Raw genomic sequence first — 16,159 nt, forward strand, 5'->3', positions numbered from 1 at the left:
GTTAGCTGAACGTATCAAGTATCTATTTGTAAGGGGGAACTTCAATGGATCTGAATTGGGATGTACTGCTTATTCCTGTGATCGTTGTTGCTGTTATCGTTGTACTGGGGATCGCTTTCTGGGCTCGTTACAAAACGGTGGGCCCGGATGAAGCGATGATCGTGACCGGTTCTTTTCTGGGGAATAAGAATATTTCGGAGGATGAATCCGGACGGAAAATAAAAATAGTTCGCGGCGGCGGTGCATTTATACTGCCGGTATTCCAGCAGTCTGAATTTATCTCGCTGCTGTCGCACAAGCTGGATGTTTCCACACCTGAGGTTTATACGGAGCAGGGTGTGCCGGTCATCGCCGACGGCGTAGCCATCATCAAGGTTGGAAGCTCGATTGAAGATGTCGCTACAGCGGCAGAGCAGTTCATCGGCAAGCCGATCGAATCGCTCAAAGGGGAAGCGCAGGAAGTGCTGGAAGGCCATCTTCGTGCCATCCTGGGTTCAATGACCGTAGAGGAAGTATACCGGAATCGTGACCGTTTCGCCCAGGAGGTACAAGGAGTAGCGGCACGTGACCTCAAAAAAATGGGTCTGCAGATTGTATCTTTTACCATTAAAGATGTTCGGGATAAGCACGGGTACCTGGATGCACTGGGTAAGCCGCGAATCGCTGCCGTTAAACGGGATGCCGATATTGCTGAAGCGGAAGCGATGCGGGATGCTCGGATTCAGAAGGCAAACGCCGAAGAACAAGGCCAAAAAGCCGAGCTGCTGCGTGATACGAACATCGCTGAAGCAGCCAAAGCCAAAGAACTCAAAATAGCCTCCTTTAAGAAGGAACAGGATACCGCCAAGGCGGAAGCCGATCAGGCTTACCATATTCAGGAGGCACGTGCGAAGCAGACGATGGTGGAAGAGCAGATGAAGGTAGAGCTCGTCCGCAAGGAACGGGAGATCGACCTGCAGGAAAAAGAAATTACAGTACGCGAGAAGCAGTATGATGCTGAAGTGAAGAAGAAAGCGGAGGCTGACCGTTATGCGGTGGAGCAGGCAGCCGAGGCAGACAAGGCGCGTAAGATGAGAGAAGCGGATGCCGTTCAGTATTCTATCGAAACCCAGGCAAAAGCGACTGCCGAGCAGCGCAGGCTCGAGGGCCAGGCGATTGCGGATGCAGAACGTGCCAAAGGTACGGCCGATGCAGAGGTTATTCGTCTGCGCGGTCTGGCTGAAGCGGAAGCCAAAGAAAAGCTGGCGGAAGCCTTCCAGAAATTCGGCGAAGCGGCCGTACTCGATATTATCGTGAAAATGCTGCCTGAGCTGGCTGGGAAAATTGCGGAACCTATTTCGTCGATTGATAAGCTGACGGTGGTGGACACTGGCAAAGGCGAAGGTGCTGCGCGAGTGAGCAACTATGTGACCGAGCTGATGTCAACGGCCCCCGAAATGCTGAAAAGCGTCTCGGGTATTGATGTGGAGCAGTTGATTAAAGGTTTGACCAAGGGCCGCGACAGCCAGGAGGCAGTTCCTGCGATGAACCTGCAGTCCGGAATCAAGGAATATGCGGGAATGGAAACTGCGGTGGGCCGAGACCCTGAACTGAAATAAAGCTTGCTGAAGAGCATGAAGATAAAAAACGCCGGTTTATCCGGCGTTTTTTATCTGTTTAAACAGCGTGAACCGGCTGGATGTAAGGGCTTTTTTCTATTGACCACAGGCAGATAATTTGTTAACGTAAGCGAGTATTCCTAATGCCAGCTGAAGGGCTCAATAAAAAGAGGTGCAAGCGTGAGCAGCGTACATGTATCGAAGATACTTAATAATAATGTCATTATCGCCAACCACCCTGACAATGGTGAGGTTGTTGTCATTGGGAAGGGGATCGGCTTTAACCGCAGAACGAATGACCTCATCCCGCTGCAATCGGTGGAGAAGATGTTTATCCTCCGCAACCAGGAAGAGCAGGAGCAGTACAAACAGCTGCTGCCGCAGGTGGATGAAAAGCTGATTGAAGTCATCGGTGAAGTGATTCATTATATCCAGCAGCATGTTGATATTCCGCTGAATGAGCATATTCATATTGCGCTGACAGATCACGTCTCCTTTGCTTTGAAGCGCAAAGAACAGGGGATCATTATTCATAATCCTTTCCTCTATGAGACCAAGGAGATTTATCCGGAAGAATACCGGATGGCATCCTACGCCGTCCAGCTGATCAAGGAGAGGCTCGGGGTCGATCTGGGACAAGATGAAATTGGATTTATTGCACTTCATATTTACAGTGCTATGAGCAATCAGCATATTTCCAAAGTCCGGGAGCATACACAGCTGATTAATGACCTGATCGATGTCATTGAGAAGGAGATGGAGTATACGATTCCGCAGGAATCTCTGGATTACTCCCGCCTCTTAACCCACTTGAGATTCGCCATTGAACGGATCCGGCGCGGAGAGAAAGTGCAGGAGATGCACAAGCTGGATAAGCTGCTGAATCAGGAGTATCCCGAAATGTATATGCTGGCCTGGAAGTTGACAAAGGTCATGGAGAACCGGCTGCATCAGAAGGTGTATCCTGCAGAAGTAGGGTATCTGACGGTTCATCTGCAGCGACTGAATCAGCGTAAAGAACAGGAAGAACAAGGGTTTGAATAGAGTTTTTAAAAAATATTTGTAAAGGCTTGCATATCCTTTTGAACGGTGCTACAATGATCCTCGTAATCCAACAAAACAACATCAAAACTTAATTTCAACGTGTTACTGATTCGATCAGGCATGAGTTGATTAAAGTATGATTGGTGCTCCACACTTCGGGGTAAGCTATACCCGAAGATTGTACACCGTATACTTTACTCTCTCATGCCTTTTTTGCTGTTGTTTTGTGTCAAATAAATTAATGTAAAGGGAAGTGGCTTGCATGTTCAAGAAGCTTTTCGGCGTACTCCAACGTGTCGGTAAAGCTCTGATGCTTCCAGTAGCGATCCTTCCGGCAGCCGGTTTGCTGCTTGGTATCGGTAACGCTCTGGTCAATCCGGATCTGATTGACTATCTGCCGTTCCTTGGGAACGGCGTAGTTAACTCCATCGCCACCATTATGATGAATGCGGGTCAAATTGTCTTTGACAACCTGGCTCTGCTGTTCGCTGTAGGTGTAGCGGTAGGTCTTGCGAATGGTGAAGGAGTTGCGGGTCTCGCAGCTATCATTGGCTACCTGGTTATGAACGTAACCCTTGGAACCGCGGTAGGGGTAACACCTGGCCTGATCGCACAGCAAATTCCTGGATATGCCAGTGTTCTTGGTATTCCAACGCTGTCAACGGGTGTGTTCGGCGGTATCATCATAGGTATACTGGCCGCATCGATGTATAACAGGTTCTTCAAAATCGAGCTGCCTTCCTACCTCGGCTTCTTTGCAGGGAAGCGGTTCGTACCAATCATTACTTCTTTGGGCGCATTGATCATCGGTCTGATCCTTGTGATCATCTGGCCTCCAATCCAGCACGGTCTGAATGCGGTATCGCATTTCATGGTTGATTCCAATCCGACGCTGGCTGCCTTTATCTTCGGGGTCATTGAACGTTCTCTGATTCCTTTTGGTCTGCATCACATTTTCTACTCTCCATTCTGGTTCGAGTTCGGTGAGTATGTGAACAAAGCCGGGCAAGTCATTCGTGGTGACCAGCATATCTTTATGGCTCAGCTGCGTGACGGTGTGCCGTTCACAGCCGGTACATTCCAGGTTGGTAAGTTCCCGTTCATGATGTTCGGTCTTCCGGCTGCCGCATTGGCGATGTACCATGAAGCTAGACCGGAGCATAAGAAATATGTAGCCGGCATTATGGGTTCGGCTGCCCTGACTACGTTCCTGACAGGGATTACCGAGCCGCTGGAGTTCTCGTTCCTGTTCGTAGCTCCACTGCTGTTCGCAGTCCACGCTGTATTCGCAGGTCTGTCCTTTATGACCATGCAAATTCTGGGCGTCAAAATCGGTATGACCTTCTCCGGCGGTTTCATTGACTTCCTGATCTTCGGGATTCTGCCGAACCGTACGCCATGGTGGTGGGTCATTATCGTAGGTCTTGTTCTGGCGGTTATCTACTACTTCGGCTTCCGCTTCATTATCCGCAAGTTCAACCTGAAAACACCAGGTCGTGAAGAAGCTTCGGAAGATACACCCGCAGCCGGTTCCGGCGCAGGCAGCACCGACGATCTTCCGCACAACATTCTGGCTGCATTCGGCGGTCCGAGCAACATCAAGCATCTGGATGCTTGTATTACGCGCCTGCGGATCGAGGTTAATGAGAAGTCGAACGTAAGCAAAGACCGTCTGAAGCAGCTGGGCGCATCCGGTGTGCTTGAAGTTGGTAACAACGTTCAGGCGATCTTCGGTACCCGTTCAGATACGATCAAGTCCCAAATGCAGGATATCATTGCGGGCCGTACACCGGCTCCGGCAGCACCAGCGCCAGCACCAGAAGCTGAGAAGGAAGCGGGCGAAACGGGCAGCGCCATTGTTGCTGAAGATATCGTGATGCCGGTGAACGGTGAACTGGTGGATATCTCGAACGTACCTGATCCTGTATTTGCAGAGCGCATGACCGGCGACGGCTTTGGTGTCATCCCGCATGATGGCAAAATTGTTTCTCCGGTCTATGGTAAAGTCTTCAACGTATTCCCGAGCAAACATGCGGTCGGCATTATGTCGGACGGCGGTAAAGAAGTACTGGTGCACATCGGTGTGAATACGGTGAAGCTGAAAGGCCAAGGCTTCACGGTTCTCGTTCAGGAAGGTGATCTGGTAGCAGCCGGTCAGCCAATTATGGAAGTGGATCTGGAATATGTCAAAGCAAATGCCAAGTCCATTATCTCTCCAATCATCTTCTCCAACCTGCCTGCAGGTGCTGCAGTTACGCTTGAGAAAACAGGCGTGCTGAAAGCGGGCGAAGATAAAATTATCACCATTAAATAAGCAGCAGTGTCAGCATCAAAGGTTCCGCCTGTCAGTAATCGACCCGCTTTTGGGTAAGAATACGATAGGCGGAGCAAAATTGCTTTTGTTGAACTGATTTCTTAATATGTAAACTATACTCAAATGAAAGTAGGATGATGATTATGCAACAAACATTCAGAATTACAGACGAAGACGGTATCCATGCACGTCCAGCGACAGCGCTGGTAAACACAGCGAACAAGTTCAGCGGTGTAGAATCTTTTGCAGAAGCTAACGGTAAAAAAGTAACCCTGAAATCCATTCTGGGCGTATTGTCCCTGGGTCTGGAGCAAGGTGACACAATTAGTATCATCTGCGAGGGCGGTAATGAGTCCGAAGCACTTCAGGCACTGCAGGACGTGATGATTAACGAAGGGTTGGGCGAGCTGAATGCTTAAAATCTCCGGGATTGCGGCCTCGGCAGGCATTGCCATTGCTCGGGCGTTTATCTTGGAGCACCCTGATTACTCTGTAGAGAAACGCTCGGTTGAAGATACCCAGGCGGAAGTTTCCAAGCTCGACGCTGCACTGGCCCAGTCGCAGTCAGAGCTGGAGGCGATTAAGGAGCGTACGCTCCAGGAGCTGGGTGAGAAGAAGGCGGAAATTTTCGCTTCCCACCTGCTGATCCTGAACGACCCTGAATTGATCGATCCGGTTAAAGCCATGATCACGAACGAGAAGGTGAATGCGGAGTTCGCACTCAATGAGACGGCTAACCAGTTCATCTCCATGTTCGAGAACATGAAAAGTGCTTATCTGCAGGAACGCGCAGCGGATATGCGTGACGTAACCAAACGGATTCTTAACCATCTGCTTGGCTTGAAATTTATGAGCCCTGCCGAGATCAGTGAAGAAACGATCGTACTTGCGGAAGATCTGACACCATCCGATACTGCACAGCTGAACCGCCAATACGTTAAAGGCTTCGCCACCAATATTGGCGGGCGTACATCCCACTCTGCTATCATGGCCCGTTCTCTTGAAATTCCTGCTGTAGTAGGAACCAAAGAGGTACTGTCTCAAGCCAAGAGCGGCGATCTTATTATCGTGGACGGCTTGGACGGGAACGTATTCATTAACCCTTCGGATGACATTGTGGCTGAATACCGCAAGAAGCAGGAAGCCTACGATCTTCAAATTGCGGAGTGGAGAAAGCTTCGTGATGAAGAGACGGTATCCAAAGACGGCGTTCACGTTGAACTGGCGGCTAACATTGGTACGCCAAATGATGTGGCGGGTGTCCTGGACAACGGCGGCGAAGGGGTAGGCCTCTACCGGACCGAGTTCCTGTACATGGGGCGCGACAAGCTTCCTTCCGAAGATGTGCAGTACAATGCGTACAAAACCGTTCTTGAGAAAATGGAAGGCAAGCCAGTCGTTGTCCGCACCTTGGATATCGGCGGTGACAAGGAGCTGTCTTACCTGCAGCTGCCCAAAGAGATGAATCCGTTCCTCGGATTCCGGGCCGTGCGTCTATGCCTGGACCGCCAGGATATTTTCCGGACACAGCTGCGTGCTTTGCTCCGTGCCAGCGTGCACGGCAACCTGCGTATCATGTTCCCGATGATCGCCACACTGGGTGAGTTCCGTGAAGCCAAAGCGCTCTTGCTCGAAGAGAAAGAGAAGCTGGCAGCAGAAGGAACTCCGGTGTCGGAGGATATCCAGCTCGGCATTATGGTGGAGATTCCATCCACGGCTGTGCTGGCAGACCAGTTTGCCAAAGAAGTGGACTTCTTCAGTATCGGCACCAACGATCTGATCCAGTACACGATGGCAGCTGACCGTATGAATGAGCGTGTGTCTTATCTGTATCAGCCATACAACCCGGCGATTCTGCGTCTGGTCAAAATGGTCATTGATGCAGCGCACCGTGAAGGCCGCTGGGTCGGCATGTGTGGGGAGATGGCAGGCGATCAGACAGCGATTCCGCTGCTGCTCGGTCTGGGACTTGATGAATTCAGCATGAGTGCTACCTCTATTCTTCCTGCACGCAGCCTGATCTCCAAGCTGTCCCGTACAGATATGGAGTCTCTGGCGGCGAAAGCGCTGGAGATGCAAACGGCTGAACAGGTGGTTGAGCTCGTTCAGAGCATCGAAGCTTAACGGGATTTTTTCATCGGGTTTGACTTTGATTTTTCAAGGCGAGTTTTTCTTTTTCCAACAACAACGTATGGCAGCCTGGTGCTGCGTGGGACTGTGCTGTTGACCGCTTCGGCGGCTGACAGGCAGTCCTTTTTTTGTTCTTTTTTGACCCTTGGCCCGCGCCAAAAGACCTGTTCTTACGCAGCAGATTCGCTGCAGAGAACAGGTCTTTTCGGGGACTAGAAGTTGGCTTTAGCTGCAGGCACAGTTTAATACCGGCTTACGTGCAGCAGTGGTTTCATCCAGACGGGTAACGGGGGTGGTGTACGGCGCATTGAGCAGAAGCTCCGGATTTTCCTTCGCTTCGTGTACGATGGCAATCATCGTATCGATGAAGCCGTCCAGCGTCTCTTTGCTCTCGGTCTCCGTAGGCTCAATCATGATACATTCTTCTACGTTCAGCGGGAAATAAATGGTTGGCGGGTGATAGCCGAAATCGAGCAGCCTTTTGGCTACGTCTAAGGTGCGGATGCCGTACTGCTTCAAGCTGCTGCCGGACATGACAAATTCGTGCTTGCAGACTTTCTTGAAGGGCACCTCATAGTAAGGAGCAAGACGGGCCATCATGTAGTTCGCATTCAGCACCGCGCATTCGGATACCCGGCGCAGGCCTTCCGGTCCGTAAGTGCGCATATAAGCATAAGCACGAACAAGGATGCCAAAGTTGCCGTAATACGCTTTGACCCGGCCAATCGATTCTTCCCCTTCGCGGTCCCAGGTGTAGCTGCCATCTGGATTGCGGACTACCATTGGCTTAGGCAGATATGGGATCAGCTTGTTCTTCACGCCAACCGGTCCGGAACCAGGACCGCCGCCTCCATGCGGTGTGCTCATCGTTTTATGCAGATTGAGATGCACCACGTCGAAGCCCATATCGCCAGGGCGCGTAATACCCATGATGGCATTGGAGTTGGCGCCGTCATAATAGAGCAGTCCGCCTGCCTCATGGACAATGGCTGCAATATCCACGATCTGCTCCTCGAACAGACCCAGTGTATTTGGGTTCGTCAGCATCAGGGCTGCGGTCTCGCTGCTAACTGCACCGCGCAGGGCATCCAGATCCACCAGGCCTTCGGGAGTGGAAGGAATGGTGATTGTCTCGAATCCTGCCACCGTTGCACTCGCCGGGTTTGTTCCGTGCGAGGAATCTGGGACAATAACCTTGGTCCGTCGTTCACCGCGGTTCTCGTGATAGGCACGAATCATCATCAGGCCGGTCCATTCTCCATGGGCTCCAGCAGCAGGCTGCAGGGTGACAGCGTCCATGCCGGTTAAGCCTGCGAGGTCCTGCTGCAGGGTATATAGCATTTCCATAGCGCCCTGGATGCTTGCTTCCGGCTGGTACGGATGGATTTTGGCTAGTCCTGCATAGCGGGCCACATCTTCATTAACTTTTGGGTTATATTTCATCGTACAGGAGCCGAGCGGGTAGAAGCCGTTATCGACACCGAAGTTGCGGCGGGACAGGCTGGTATAGTGTCGGATGACATCGACTTCATAAACTTCTGGCAGTGCGGGCGCCTCCGGACGAAGGAATTCGGCTGGAATCAGTTCAGCAGATGGTGTTACCGGCACATCACATTCAGGAAGGGAGTAGCCGACACGACCTTCACGGCTCAATTCAAAAATAAGTGCTTGATCATGCTTCTCCTGTGTCACAGCGATTCCCCCATTACTTGAGCAAATTGGTCGATCTCCTCTTTGGTTCTCCGTTCGGTTACGGCAATCAGCATATGATTCTTCAGCTCCGGGTACTCTTCTCCCAGATCATAACCGCCGATAAATCCGGCTTCGAGCAGCTTGCTCTGGAGCGTCATCATGTCAACGGACTCCGGCAGTTGAACGACAAATTCATTAAAGGTTGGTGCATTAAAGGCGGATTCAATACCAGAAAGAGCGGTAACCTGCTGCAGGGCATAGCGGGATTTGTTCAGGTTCAGTTCGGCTACTTCAAGCATGCCTTGTTTGCCGAGCAGGGACAGGTATACAGAAGCAGACAGGGCCAGCAGTGCCTGGTTGGAGCAGATATTCGAGGTCGCTTTCTCGCGGCGGATATGCTGTTCACGGGCCTGCAGTGTCAAAACGAAGCCTCGTTTGCCGTTGCGGTCGACCGTCTGGCCTACAATTCGTCCCGGCATTCGTCTCATATGAGCACTGGATACGGCGAAAAATCCGCAGGTTGGACCGCCAAGCGAAGAGGCGATGCCCAGCGGCTGCGCGTCACCCACTACGATATCAGCGCCAAGCTTGCCCGGAGGCTGCAGCAGACCGAGGGAGATGGGATTGGAACTGACGACAAGGAGTCCGCCATGCTCATGCGTAAAGCTGCTGCAGCTCTGCACATCTTCAACAGCTCCGAAAAAGTTAGGATTCTGAATAAGCACTGCGGCTGTCTGGTCGTTTACCGCTGCTTGAAGGGCCTCATAGTCGGTAACACCGTCTTTATAATCGATCTCAATGACTTCCAGATTCAGACCGTGTGCGTAAGTGGCGAGCACCTGTCTTGCTTCCGGATGAACCGTTCTTGATACAAGAATTTGCTTGCGGCGTGTTGCTGCGGCAGCAAGATTTGCGGCTTCTGCCAAGGCGGTCGCGCCATCGTACATGCTGGCATTCGCTACGGCCATACCGGTCAGCTCGCAAATATAGGATTGGAATTCGAAGATGGCCTGCAGTTCGCCCTGACTGATCTCTGGCTGATAGGGAGTGTAGGCTGTATAAAATTCCGAACGGGAAATGACATGGTTAATGACAGATGGAATATGATGGTCATAAATGCCTGCACCCAGGAAGCTTGCATGGGTGTCGGTGCTGGCGTTCAGCGAAGCGAGCTTCGCCATATGGCGGGTCAGCGCCGATTCATCCAGGCGGGAGGAGACCGGCAGTTCACCGCGGAAGCGGATGTTCTCCGGAATATCCTGGAACAGTTCCTCGACGGAGTCTGCCCCTATGGCAGCGAGCATTTCAGCCTGGTCCTGTTCGGTCATTGGCAGATAACGATGGTTCTTCATGAAGGGTTAACTCCTTTCGACGGCGCCTGTTTTTTGTAGAATGGAGCTTTGACAACCTCAGCCTTAAGCTTCTTGCCGCGTATTTCCACTTCCAGCGGTGTTCCAATGGCTGTGTACTTGCTGTCGATCAGAGCAAGCCCGAGGTTACGCTTCAGAGTTGGGGACTGTGTGCCTGTAGTAATCTCGCCAATCAACACACCGTCTGCGTGAACCGGGTAATGAGGACGGGGGATGCCGCGTTCAATCACTTCAATGCCAACGAGCTTGCGTGGAACTCCGTTCTGTTTTTGTTCCTCCAGTGCAGTGCGTCCGATAAAGTCGCCTTTATCCCATTTCACGAAGAAGCCAACGCCCGCTTCGAGCGGACTGATCGTTGGGGACAACTCCTGGCCATAGAGCGGAAGTTTTGCTTCGAAACGAAGGGTATCCCGTGCGCCGAGTCCTGCGGGCACCAACCCATGTGGTTGGCCTGCTTCCAGGAGAGCCTTCCATACGGCCGGGGCATCAGCCGAATTCAGGTACAGTTCAAATCCGTCTTCACCGGTATAGCCGGTACGTGAGATCAGAGCATAGACACCAGCTACCGGCACTTGCTGAAGAAAACGATAGGTGCCGAGCGCTGTCACGTCCGCATCCGTCAAGCACGACAGAATCCGCTCGGCTTCCGGTCCCTGGAGTGCCAGCAGGGCAGTCACATCGGACTGGTTCTCCATCATCACGCCGCCGGTCAGGTGCTGCTGCAGCCATTCCCAGTCCTTCGTGATATTTGAGGCGTTAACGACCAGCATGTATTGCTCTTCAGCCAGCTTATAGACCAGCAGATCATCCACGACGCCGCCGTCCGGATAACACATGAGGGTGTATTGTGCCTGACCAGGCTCAAGTTTGGATACATCATTCGTGAGCATGCCCTGCAGAAAGGCTTCCGCTTGTTCACCATGAACCAGAAATTCTCCCATATGGGACACATCGAATAAGCCGGCTTGGGTACGGACTGCTTCGTGTTCCTTTTGAATTCCGATGAACTGCACCGGCAGCTCCCATCCGCCAAAGTCAATGCAGCGTACGCCTGGCTGCTTACTGTAGAGCGGGTATAACGGTGTTCTTAACAATTCGCTCAAGCCATTCACCCCGTTTGTTGGATTTAGACAGTATGCTGTTGAAAATAGAAAAGGACAGGTCAAGGAATAAGCATACGCCAGCAGCGCATACATTCCATGACTCTGTCCTTGATACCTGAGAGTTACCCCGCATGTTTCTTGTCGTCCTTGCAGGTTTCCCCTTGGGTGATCCGCCGGGCGGATTCTCTCCAGAGGTGCGTCCGGTAAAAGTCCTTTTGCCTGAGAGATTCACCGCGTTACGGCTTACTCCTTCGGCGTCGCCTGCCTCACAGCTCCTCATTCTGCCGGGCTGCGGCGGCAATCTCTCCCTTTACGTTCATCCGCTTTTTCGTTTGTCTATTACCATTAATACGTGAATTTGAACGATGTGTCAACAAATTTATACACAAAAGACGAATATTCAAATTATAAATATTTGATAATGTTCGACAAATAAATTTCCGCCAGCATGATTGACATTTGCGGTGAGCGTGACTTAATCTTATCCTGTGCAACTGAAGCGGAGAAATCGGGAAGCGGGGTTATGAACATGAGTGAAATCAAAGAAGGATATCGTTATAGCGAAGAGCATGAATGGGTAAAGGTCACGGAGACAGGGACTCTCCTTGTCGGAATTTCGGATTTTGCGCAGCATCAGCTGGGAGATATCGTCTTTGTGGAGCTGCCTGAAGAAGGTGCCAAGGTAGAGGCCGGGGCAGGCATCGGAACGATTGAATCCGTTAAAACCGTATCCGACCTGTTTGCACCGCTCAGCGGCAAAGTCATCCGGGTGAACAGCGGACTGCAGGATGAACCGCAGCTGGTTAACGAATCACCCTATGAAGAGGGCTGGATGATCGAGCTCGAAGTGAGCGGGGATCCGGAGGAACTGCTGGCCGGACTGCTGTCACCAGATGCTTATAAGGCACTTATAGACTAAGAGTTTAGACTAGTATGAATGAATAAGCGCACAATAGCCTTACCCGATAGGGGTAGGGCTATTTTTCGTATTTGTGTTTTGGAAAACACCCTGCGGGTAACAGAGACTAAAGACTTTGTTTTAATGTTGTCATGAACCTTGATGACTAAAGTGTGTTTTCATTTCGTTGCTGAAGATACCGTTTTCATTTACGATAAATCCATAAGAAAGCGCTACTATTTTTGCTGATGTTTTGCTGCGACATAAAGGCAGATGGAAGCAGAATACAATTCTAATATTTCAAATTTTAAGGGAGGAATTTAAGATGAGTACCCTGGATCAGAAATCCGCCAAAGGGGGAGGTCTTCGTGTCGGTGTGCAGCGTTTCGGTCGTTTTCTGAGCGGAATGGTTATGCCGAACATGGGGGCGTTCATCGCTTGGGGTATTATTACGGCTTTGTTTATTCCAACAGGCTGGATCCCCAATGAGAAGTTCAATGAAATTGTAGGACCAATGATTACCTATCTGCTGCCGCTTTTGATTGCGTACACAGGCGGTACTATGGTCCACAAGACACGCGGTGGTGTCATCGGTGCAGCAGCAACGATGGGCGTTATCGTGGGTTCCGATATTACGATGTTCCTGGGCGCTATGGTCATGGGTCCATTGGCAGCCTGGCTGTTGAAGCAGTTTGATAAATCGGTTGAGGGTAAAATTAAATCCGGTTTCGAGATGCTGGTCAACAACTTTTCACTCGGTATTCTCGGTGCCATTCTTGCTATTCTGGGCAATGTTGCGATCGGCCCGTTCGTTGAAACGATCAGCGGATGGCTGTCAAATGGTGTTGAATTCCTTCTGGGAGCCGGCTTGCTGCCGCTTGTCAACATCCTGATCGAGCCTGCAAAGGTGCTGTTCCTGAACAATGCAATCAACCATGGTGTTCTTACACCGCTGGCGCTTGAAGAGGCCTCAAAAGCAGGCAAGTCGATTCTGTTTATGCTTGAATCCAATCCGGGTCCAGGTCTTGGTGTACTGCTGGCCTACTGCTTCTTCGGCCGCGGATCTGCGAAGCAATCGGCTCCAGGTGCGGCAATTATCCACTTCTTCGGTGGTATCCATGAGATTTACTTCCCTTATATTCTGATGAACCCGCGTCTGATCCTGGCTACCATTGCAGGTGGTGTGGTTGGTACATTCACTTTTGTTCTGACTGGTGCCGGTCTGATTGCAGCACCGTCTCCAGGTAGTATTATCGCCTATCTGGCGATGACACCTAAAGGCGAATATCTGCATGTTCTTCCAGGTGTCCTGACTGCAACGATCGCTTCCTTTGTCGTAGGTGCACTGCTGCTCAAGACAACCAAAGCTTCGGAAGAGGATCTGGAAGGGGCAGCAGCAAGAATGAAAGATATGAAGAATCAAGGTAAGCTGTCCAATGAAAATCCAATCATAGCAGCTGATAATGCTGCAGGCGACCAGGCAGTTGTATATGCAGCCCATGAGACTGCCGCATCAGGCAAGAAGTCCAAGGAAGAGATCCAGAAGATTATTTTCGCTTGTGATGCGGGGATGGGCTCCAGCGCAATGGGGGCTTCGATTCTGCGGAAGAAAGCGAAAGCTGCAGGCATTGATGTCAGTATCAGTAATACGGCAATCAGCGATCTCCCTTCCGATGCAGATGTGGTCATTACCCAAAAAACCTTGACAGATCGTGCTAAAACCATTGCTCCTAACGCCGAGCATATTTCTATCGATAACTTCCTCAAAGCGCCGGAATATGACGCGCTGGTCGATCGACTGAAATAAGAATAAGGAATTAGGATAATCTATTAGAAACATCTGGTTTGGGGTAATAAACTGCGTACCTTCATGAGGCAGAAAATCTGCCGGCTGCAGCAAGAAGAAGGAGCGGTCCAATGAATATATCCAAGAGGCAAAGAGATATTCTTGAGTTTCTGCTCCGCCAGTCCCATGAAATTACAGCGGGTGACATTGCCGAGGAAATTAAGGTAAGCACCCGGACTGTACACAGGGAATTGAGCGCAGTTGAGAAGTGGCTGGCGTATTATGACGCCAGACTTGAGAAAAAATCCGGGATCGGCATCTTTATTGATGCCGGTCCCAATCGGCGTAGTTCGCTGATTGAACAACTGCACGCGGCCGAACAGGTGAATTATTCGGCTGAAGAACGAAAGATTTACAGCTTGTGTGTACTGCTTGAGGATGAGGAGCCGATCAAGCTGCTGGCCTTAGCTGCTGATATGAAGGTTACCGTTGCTACCGTCAGCAGTGATCTGGATGATCTTGAATCCTGGATTGAGCAGCGGGGGCTTCAGCTGGTTCGCAGGCGGGGGTACGGTGTGCAGATTACAGGGGAAGAGATCGACAAGCGCAGAGCTATGGCGGAACTGGTGCTTGAGCATCTGGACGAATCCGATTTGTTCGGACAGGAATGGGCGAAGAACACAGGAGCAGGCGGAACCCGTAAACTGATGGAGCTTATGGGGAGATCCCATATTCTAGTCATTGAAGGCGCCTTATGGCAGCCGAATGAGAAATGGCTCGAGGATTTGGTCGAGAGCAAATATATGGAGCTGTTGATCCAATTATGTATTACCGTTCATCGGATTCTGGGTGGGTCTTTCGTTAAGCGAAGCGGTATATGGGGAAAGGATGCCATGAGCGGCTCACGTGAACTGATGGTACAACGACTGTGTGCCGAATTAGAGGAAGCTCTGACGTTCACAATACCAGATGAAGAGAAGCACTACATTGCTGAACTGTTCCGGGCTGCTGAGGACGAATCGACCCGGCTTTTGCCGCTGCAGGACTGGGTAACCCTGGAGACCGTCCGTGAGCTGATTCGGCGGGTAGAGATCCGTTCTAGCTATCAGTTTGAGGATGACCGCCTGCTGCGGGAGGGCTTGATTGATCATGTTCAGGCAGCACTGCACCGTCTGAATGAAGGACGTTCGATCCGGAACCCGCTCCTGCAGCAGATCCGCAGGGATTACGAGAGGTTGTTCCAGGATGTTAAAGCTGCTGTGGAAGAGATGTCCAGCACCCCTGGCATTCATACGCTGGACGTTCCGGATGAGGAGATTGGTTTCCTTGTCATGCATTTCGGAGCATCCATAGAGCGGATGAGACAGCTGCGGCGCGAAGTGCGCGCTATGGTTGTCTGCACGAGCGGCATCGGATCTTCCAGACTGCTGGCGACCCGGCTGGCCAAGGAGCTGCCCCAGATCCAGATCGTGGATCGGGTCTCCTGGTATGAGGCAGCCCGCATACCTGATGAGAGCTATGATCTGATCATTTCAACGGTAGATCTTCCTCTGCCGATAGACCGTTATCTCAAGATCAGTCCGCTGCTCACGCAGGAGGAGAGTGACCGCCTGCGCCATTTTATACAAAATATTACGTTAAAGAAAGAACGGGCCGGAGCTGCCGACCATATGGGCGGCCGGCGTGAAGAAGTACAGTGGCTGTCTCTGCTGCGGGATGTCCTGGATGAGATGGTCCGGCTGCTGGAGGGATTTGAGGTGTTCCAGCTGGGTAATCTGCAGTTGAATCTTCTGGAGACGCTGCAGGCCGTATGCGAGAGAGAAGCCAGTCTCGGAACGACCGAGCGCCCGCAGATCATCGCTGACCTGCTGGTTGAACGTGAACGAAGCGGCACACAGCTGCTGCCAGACACAGCGGTTGCCCTGTTCCACACCCGCAGTCCGTATATCAGCCGGGCATCCCTAAGGCTGTACCGTCTGGAAGAGCCGCTGCTGCTGGAGACCGACGCTTCTTCCGGAAAGGTCCGCCACATCCTGCTGATGCTGGGTCCAAGAGAGCTGTCGAAGGGCAGTCTTGAGGTACTGAGCGAGATCAGCGCACTTCTGCTGCATGAAGAAATGATCCGGCTGCTGGAGACAGGAACGAGGGAAGACATCATTGCTTATATGTCTGAACAGCTGTCTGAATATTTTCGCAGCAAAATTGAATTAGGGAGGAAATGACA

At 51.4% G+C, this 16,159-nt stretch carries 11 protein-coding genes and 2 riboswitches; of the genes, 8 read left to right on the forward strand and 3 right to left on the reverse strand.

Features of this window, described 5'->3' with window-relative positions; translation table 11 throughout:
• The first annotated feature begins 44 nt into the window (after positions 1 to 44).
• From Q5741_RS17240 to ptsP, 5 genes are all read left to right on the forward strand, one after another.
• Positions 45 to 1,598, forward strand: a complete 1,554-nt coding sequence (locus tag Q5741_RS17240; RefSeq protein WP_305025360.1) for a flotillin family protein — start codon at positions 45 to 47, stop codon at positions 1,596 to 1,598.
• A 180-nt stretch (positions 1,599 to 1,778) separates the two neighbouring features.
• Positions 1,779 to 2,642 carry a glucose PTS transporter transcription antiterminator GlcT gene (gene glcT / locus Q5741_RS17245; protein ID WP_305025361.1) on the forward strand — a complete coding sequence of 288 codons (864 nt, stop codon included), beginning with the start codon at positions 1,779 to 1,781 and terminating at the stop codon, positions 2,640 to 2,642.
• A gap of 262 nt (positions 2,643 to 2,904) precedes the next feature.
• Positions 2,905 to 4,956: a glucose-specific PTS transporter subunit IIBC gene (gene ptsG, locus Q5741_RS17250; protein WP_305025362.1), complete on the forward strand. Its 2,052-nt coding sequence runs from the start codon at positions 2,905 to 2,907 to the stop codon at positions 4,954 to 4,956.
• Positions 4,957 to 5,099: 143 nt separating this feature from the next.
• Entirely contained in the window at positions 5,100 to 5,375 is a 276-nt protein-coding gene (locus tag Q5741_RS17255; RefSeq protein ID WP_305025363.1) for an HPr family phosphocarrier protein, read from the forward strand.
• The gene (ptsP, locus tag Q5741_RS17260) at positions 5,368 to 7,080 is read left to right on the forward strand and encodes a phosphoenolpyruvate--protein phosphotransferase (protein WP_305025364.1); all 1,713 of its coding nucleotides are present in this window, start codon (positions 5,368 to 5,370) and stop codon (positions 7,078 to 7,080) included. The genes Q5741_RS17255 and ptsP overlap by 8 nt, the downstream gene beginning before the upstream one ends.
• Positions 7,081 to 7,311: 231 nt before the next feature.
• Here the strand turns inward: ptsP and gcvPB are convergent, their stop codons facing one another.
• Genes gcvPB through gcvT form a run of 3 tightly spaced genes read right to left on the reverse strand, consistent with a single transcriptional unit; the run spans position 7,312 to position 11,251 of the window.
• Positions 7,312 to 8,805: an aminomethyl-transferring glycine dehydrogenase subunit GcvPB gene (gene gcvPB / locus Q5741_RS17265; protein ID WP_305025388.1), complete on the reverse strand. Its 1,494-nt coding sequence runs from the start codon at positions 8,803 to 8,805 to the stop codon at positions 7,312 to 7,314.
• A complete protein-coding gene (gene gcvPA, locus Q5741_RS17270) occupies positions 8,775 to 10,130 on the reverse strand; it encodes an aminomethyl-transferring glycine dehydrogenase subunit GcvPA (RefSeq protein WP_305025365.1) in 1,356 nt (451 codons plus the stop codon). Before gcvPA ends, gcvPB begins: the two co-directional genes overlap by 31 nt.
• Positions 10,127 to 11,251, reverse strand: coding sequence for a glycine cleavage system aminomethyltransferase GcvT (gcvT, locus tag Q5741_RS17275; protein WP_305025366.1), 1,125 nt, complete (start codon positions 11,249 to 11,251; stop codon positions 10,127 to 10,129). Before gcvT ends, gcvPA begins: the two co-directional genes overlap by 4 nt.
• A 100-nt stretch (positions 11,252 to 11,351) precedes the next feature.
• Positions 11,352 to 11,445, reverse strand: a riboswitch (glycine riboswitch).
• Positions 11,446 to 11,448: 3 nt separating this feature from the next.
• A riboswitch (glycine riboswitch) is annotated at positions 11,449 to 11,571 on the reverse strand.
• A 209-nt stretch (positions 11,572 to 11,780) separates the two neighbouring features.
• On the opposite strand from gcvT, the gene gcvH reads away from it, so the two are divergent.
• The 3 genes from gcvH (at position 11,781) to Q5741_RS17290 (ending at position 16,157) form a co-directional block, all read left to right on the forward strand.
• On the forward strand, positions 11,781 to 12,170 hold the full coding sequence (gene gcvH, locus Q5741_RS17280) for a glycine cleavage system protein GcvH (RefSeq protein WP_305025367.1): 390 nt from the start codon (positions 11,781 to 11,783) through the stop codon (positions 12,168 to 12,170).
• 304 nt (positions 12,171 to 12,474) lie between these two features.
• Positions 12,475 to 13,956 (forward strand): PTS mannitol transporter subunit IICB, encoded by a 1,482-nt coding sequence (locus Q5741_RS17285; protein WP_305025368.1) that lies wholly within the window; start codon positions 12,475 to 12,477, stop codon positions 13,954 to 13,956.
• A gap of 110 nt (positions 13,957 to 14,066) precedes the next feature.
• Positions 14,067 to 16,157 (forward strand): BglG family transcription antiterminator, encoded by a 2,091-nt coding sequence (locus Q5741_RS17290; protein WP_305025369.1) that lies wholly within the window; start codon positions 14,067 to 14,069, stop codon positions 16,155 to 16,157.
• Positions 16,158 to 16,159 lie beyond the last annotated feature (2 nt).

The organism is Paenibacillus lacisoli, from assembly GCF_030580655.1.
Lineage (GTDB): Bacteria > Bacillota > Bacilli > Paenibacillales > Paenibacillaceae > Paenibacillus > Paenibacillus lacisoli.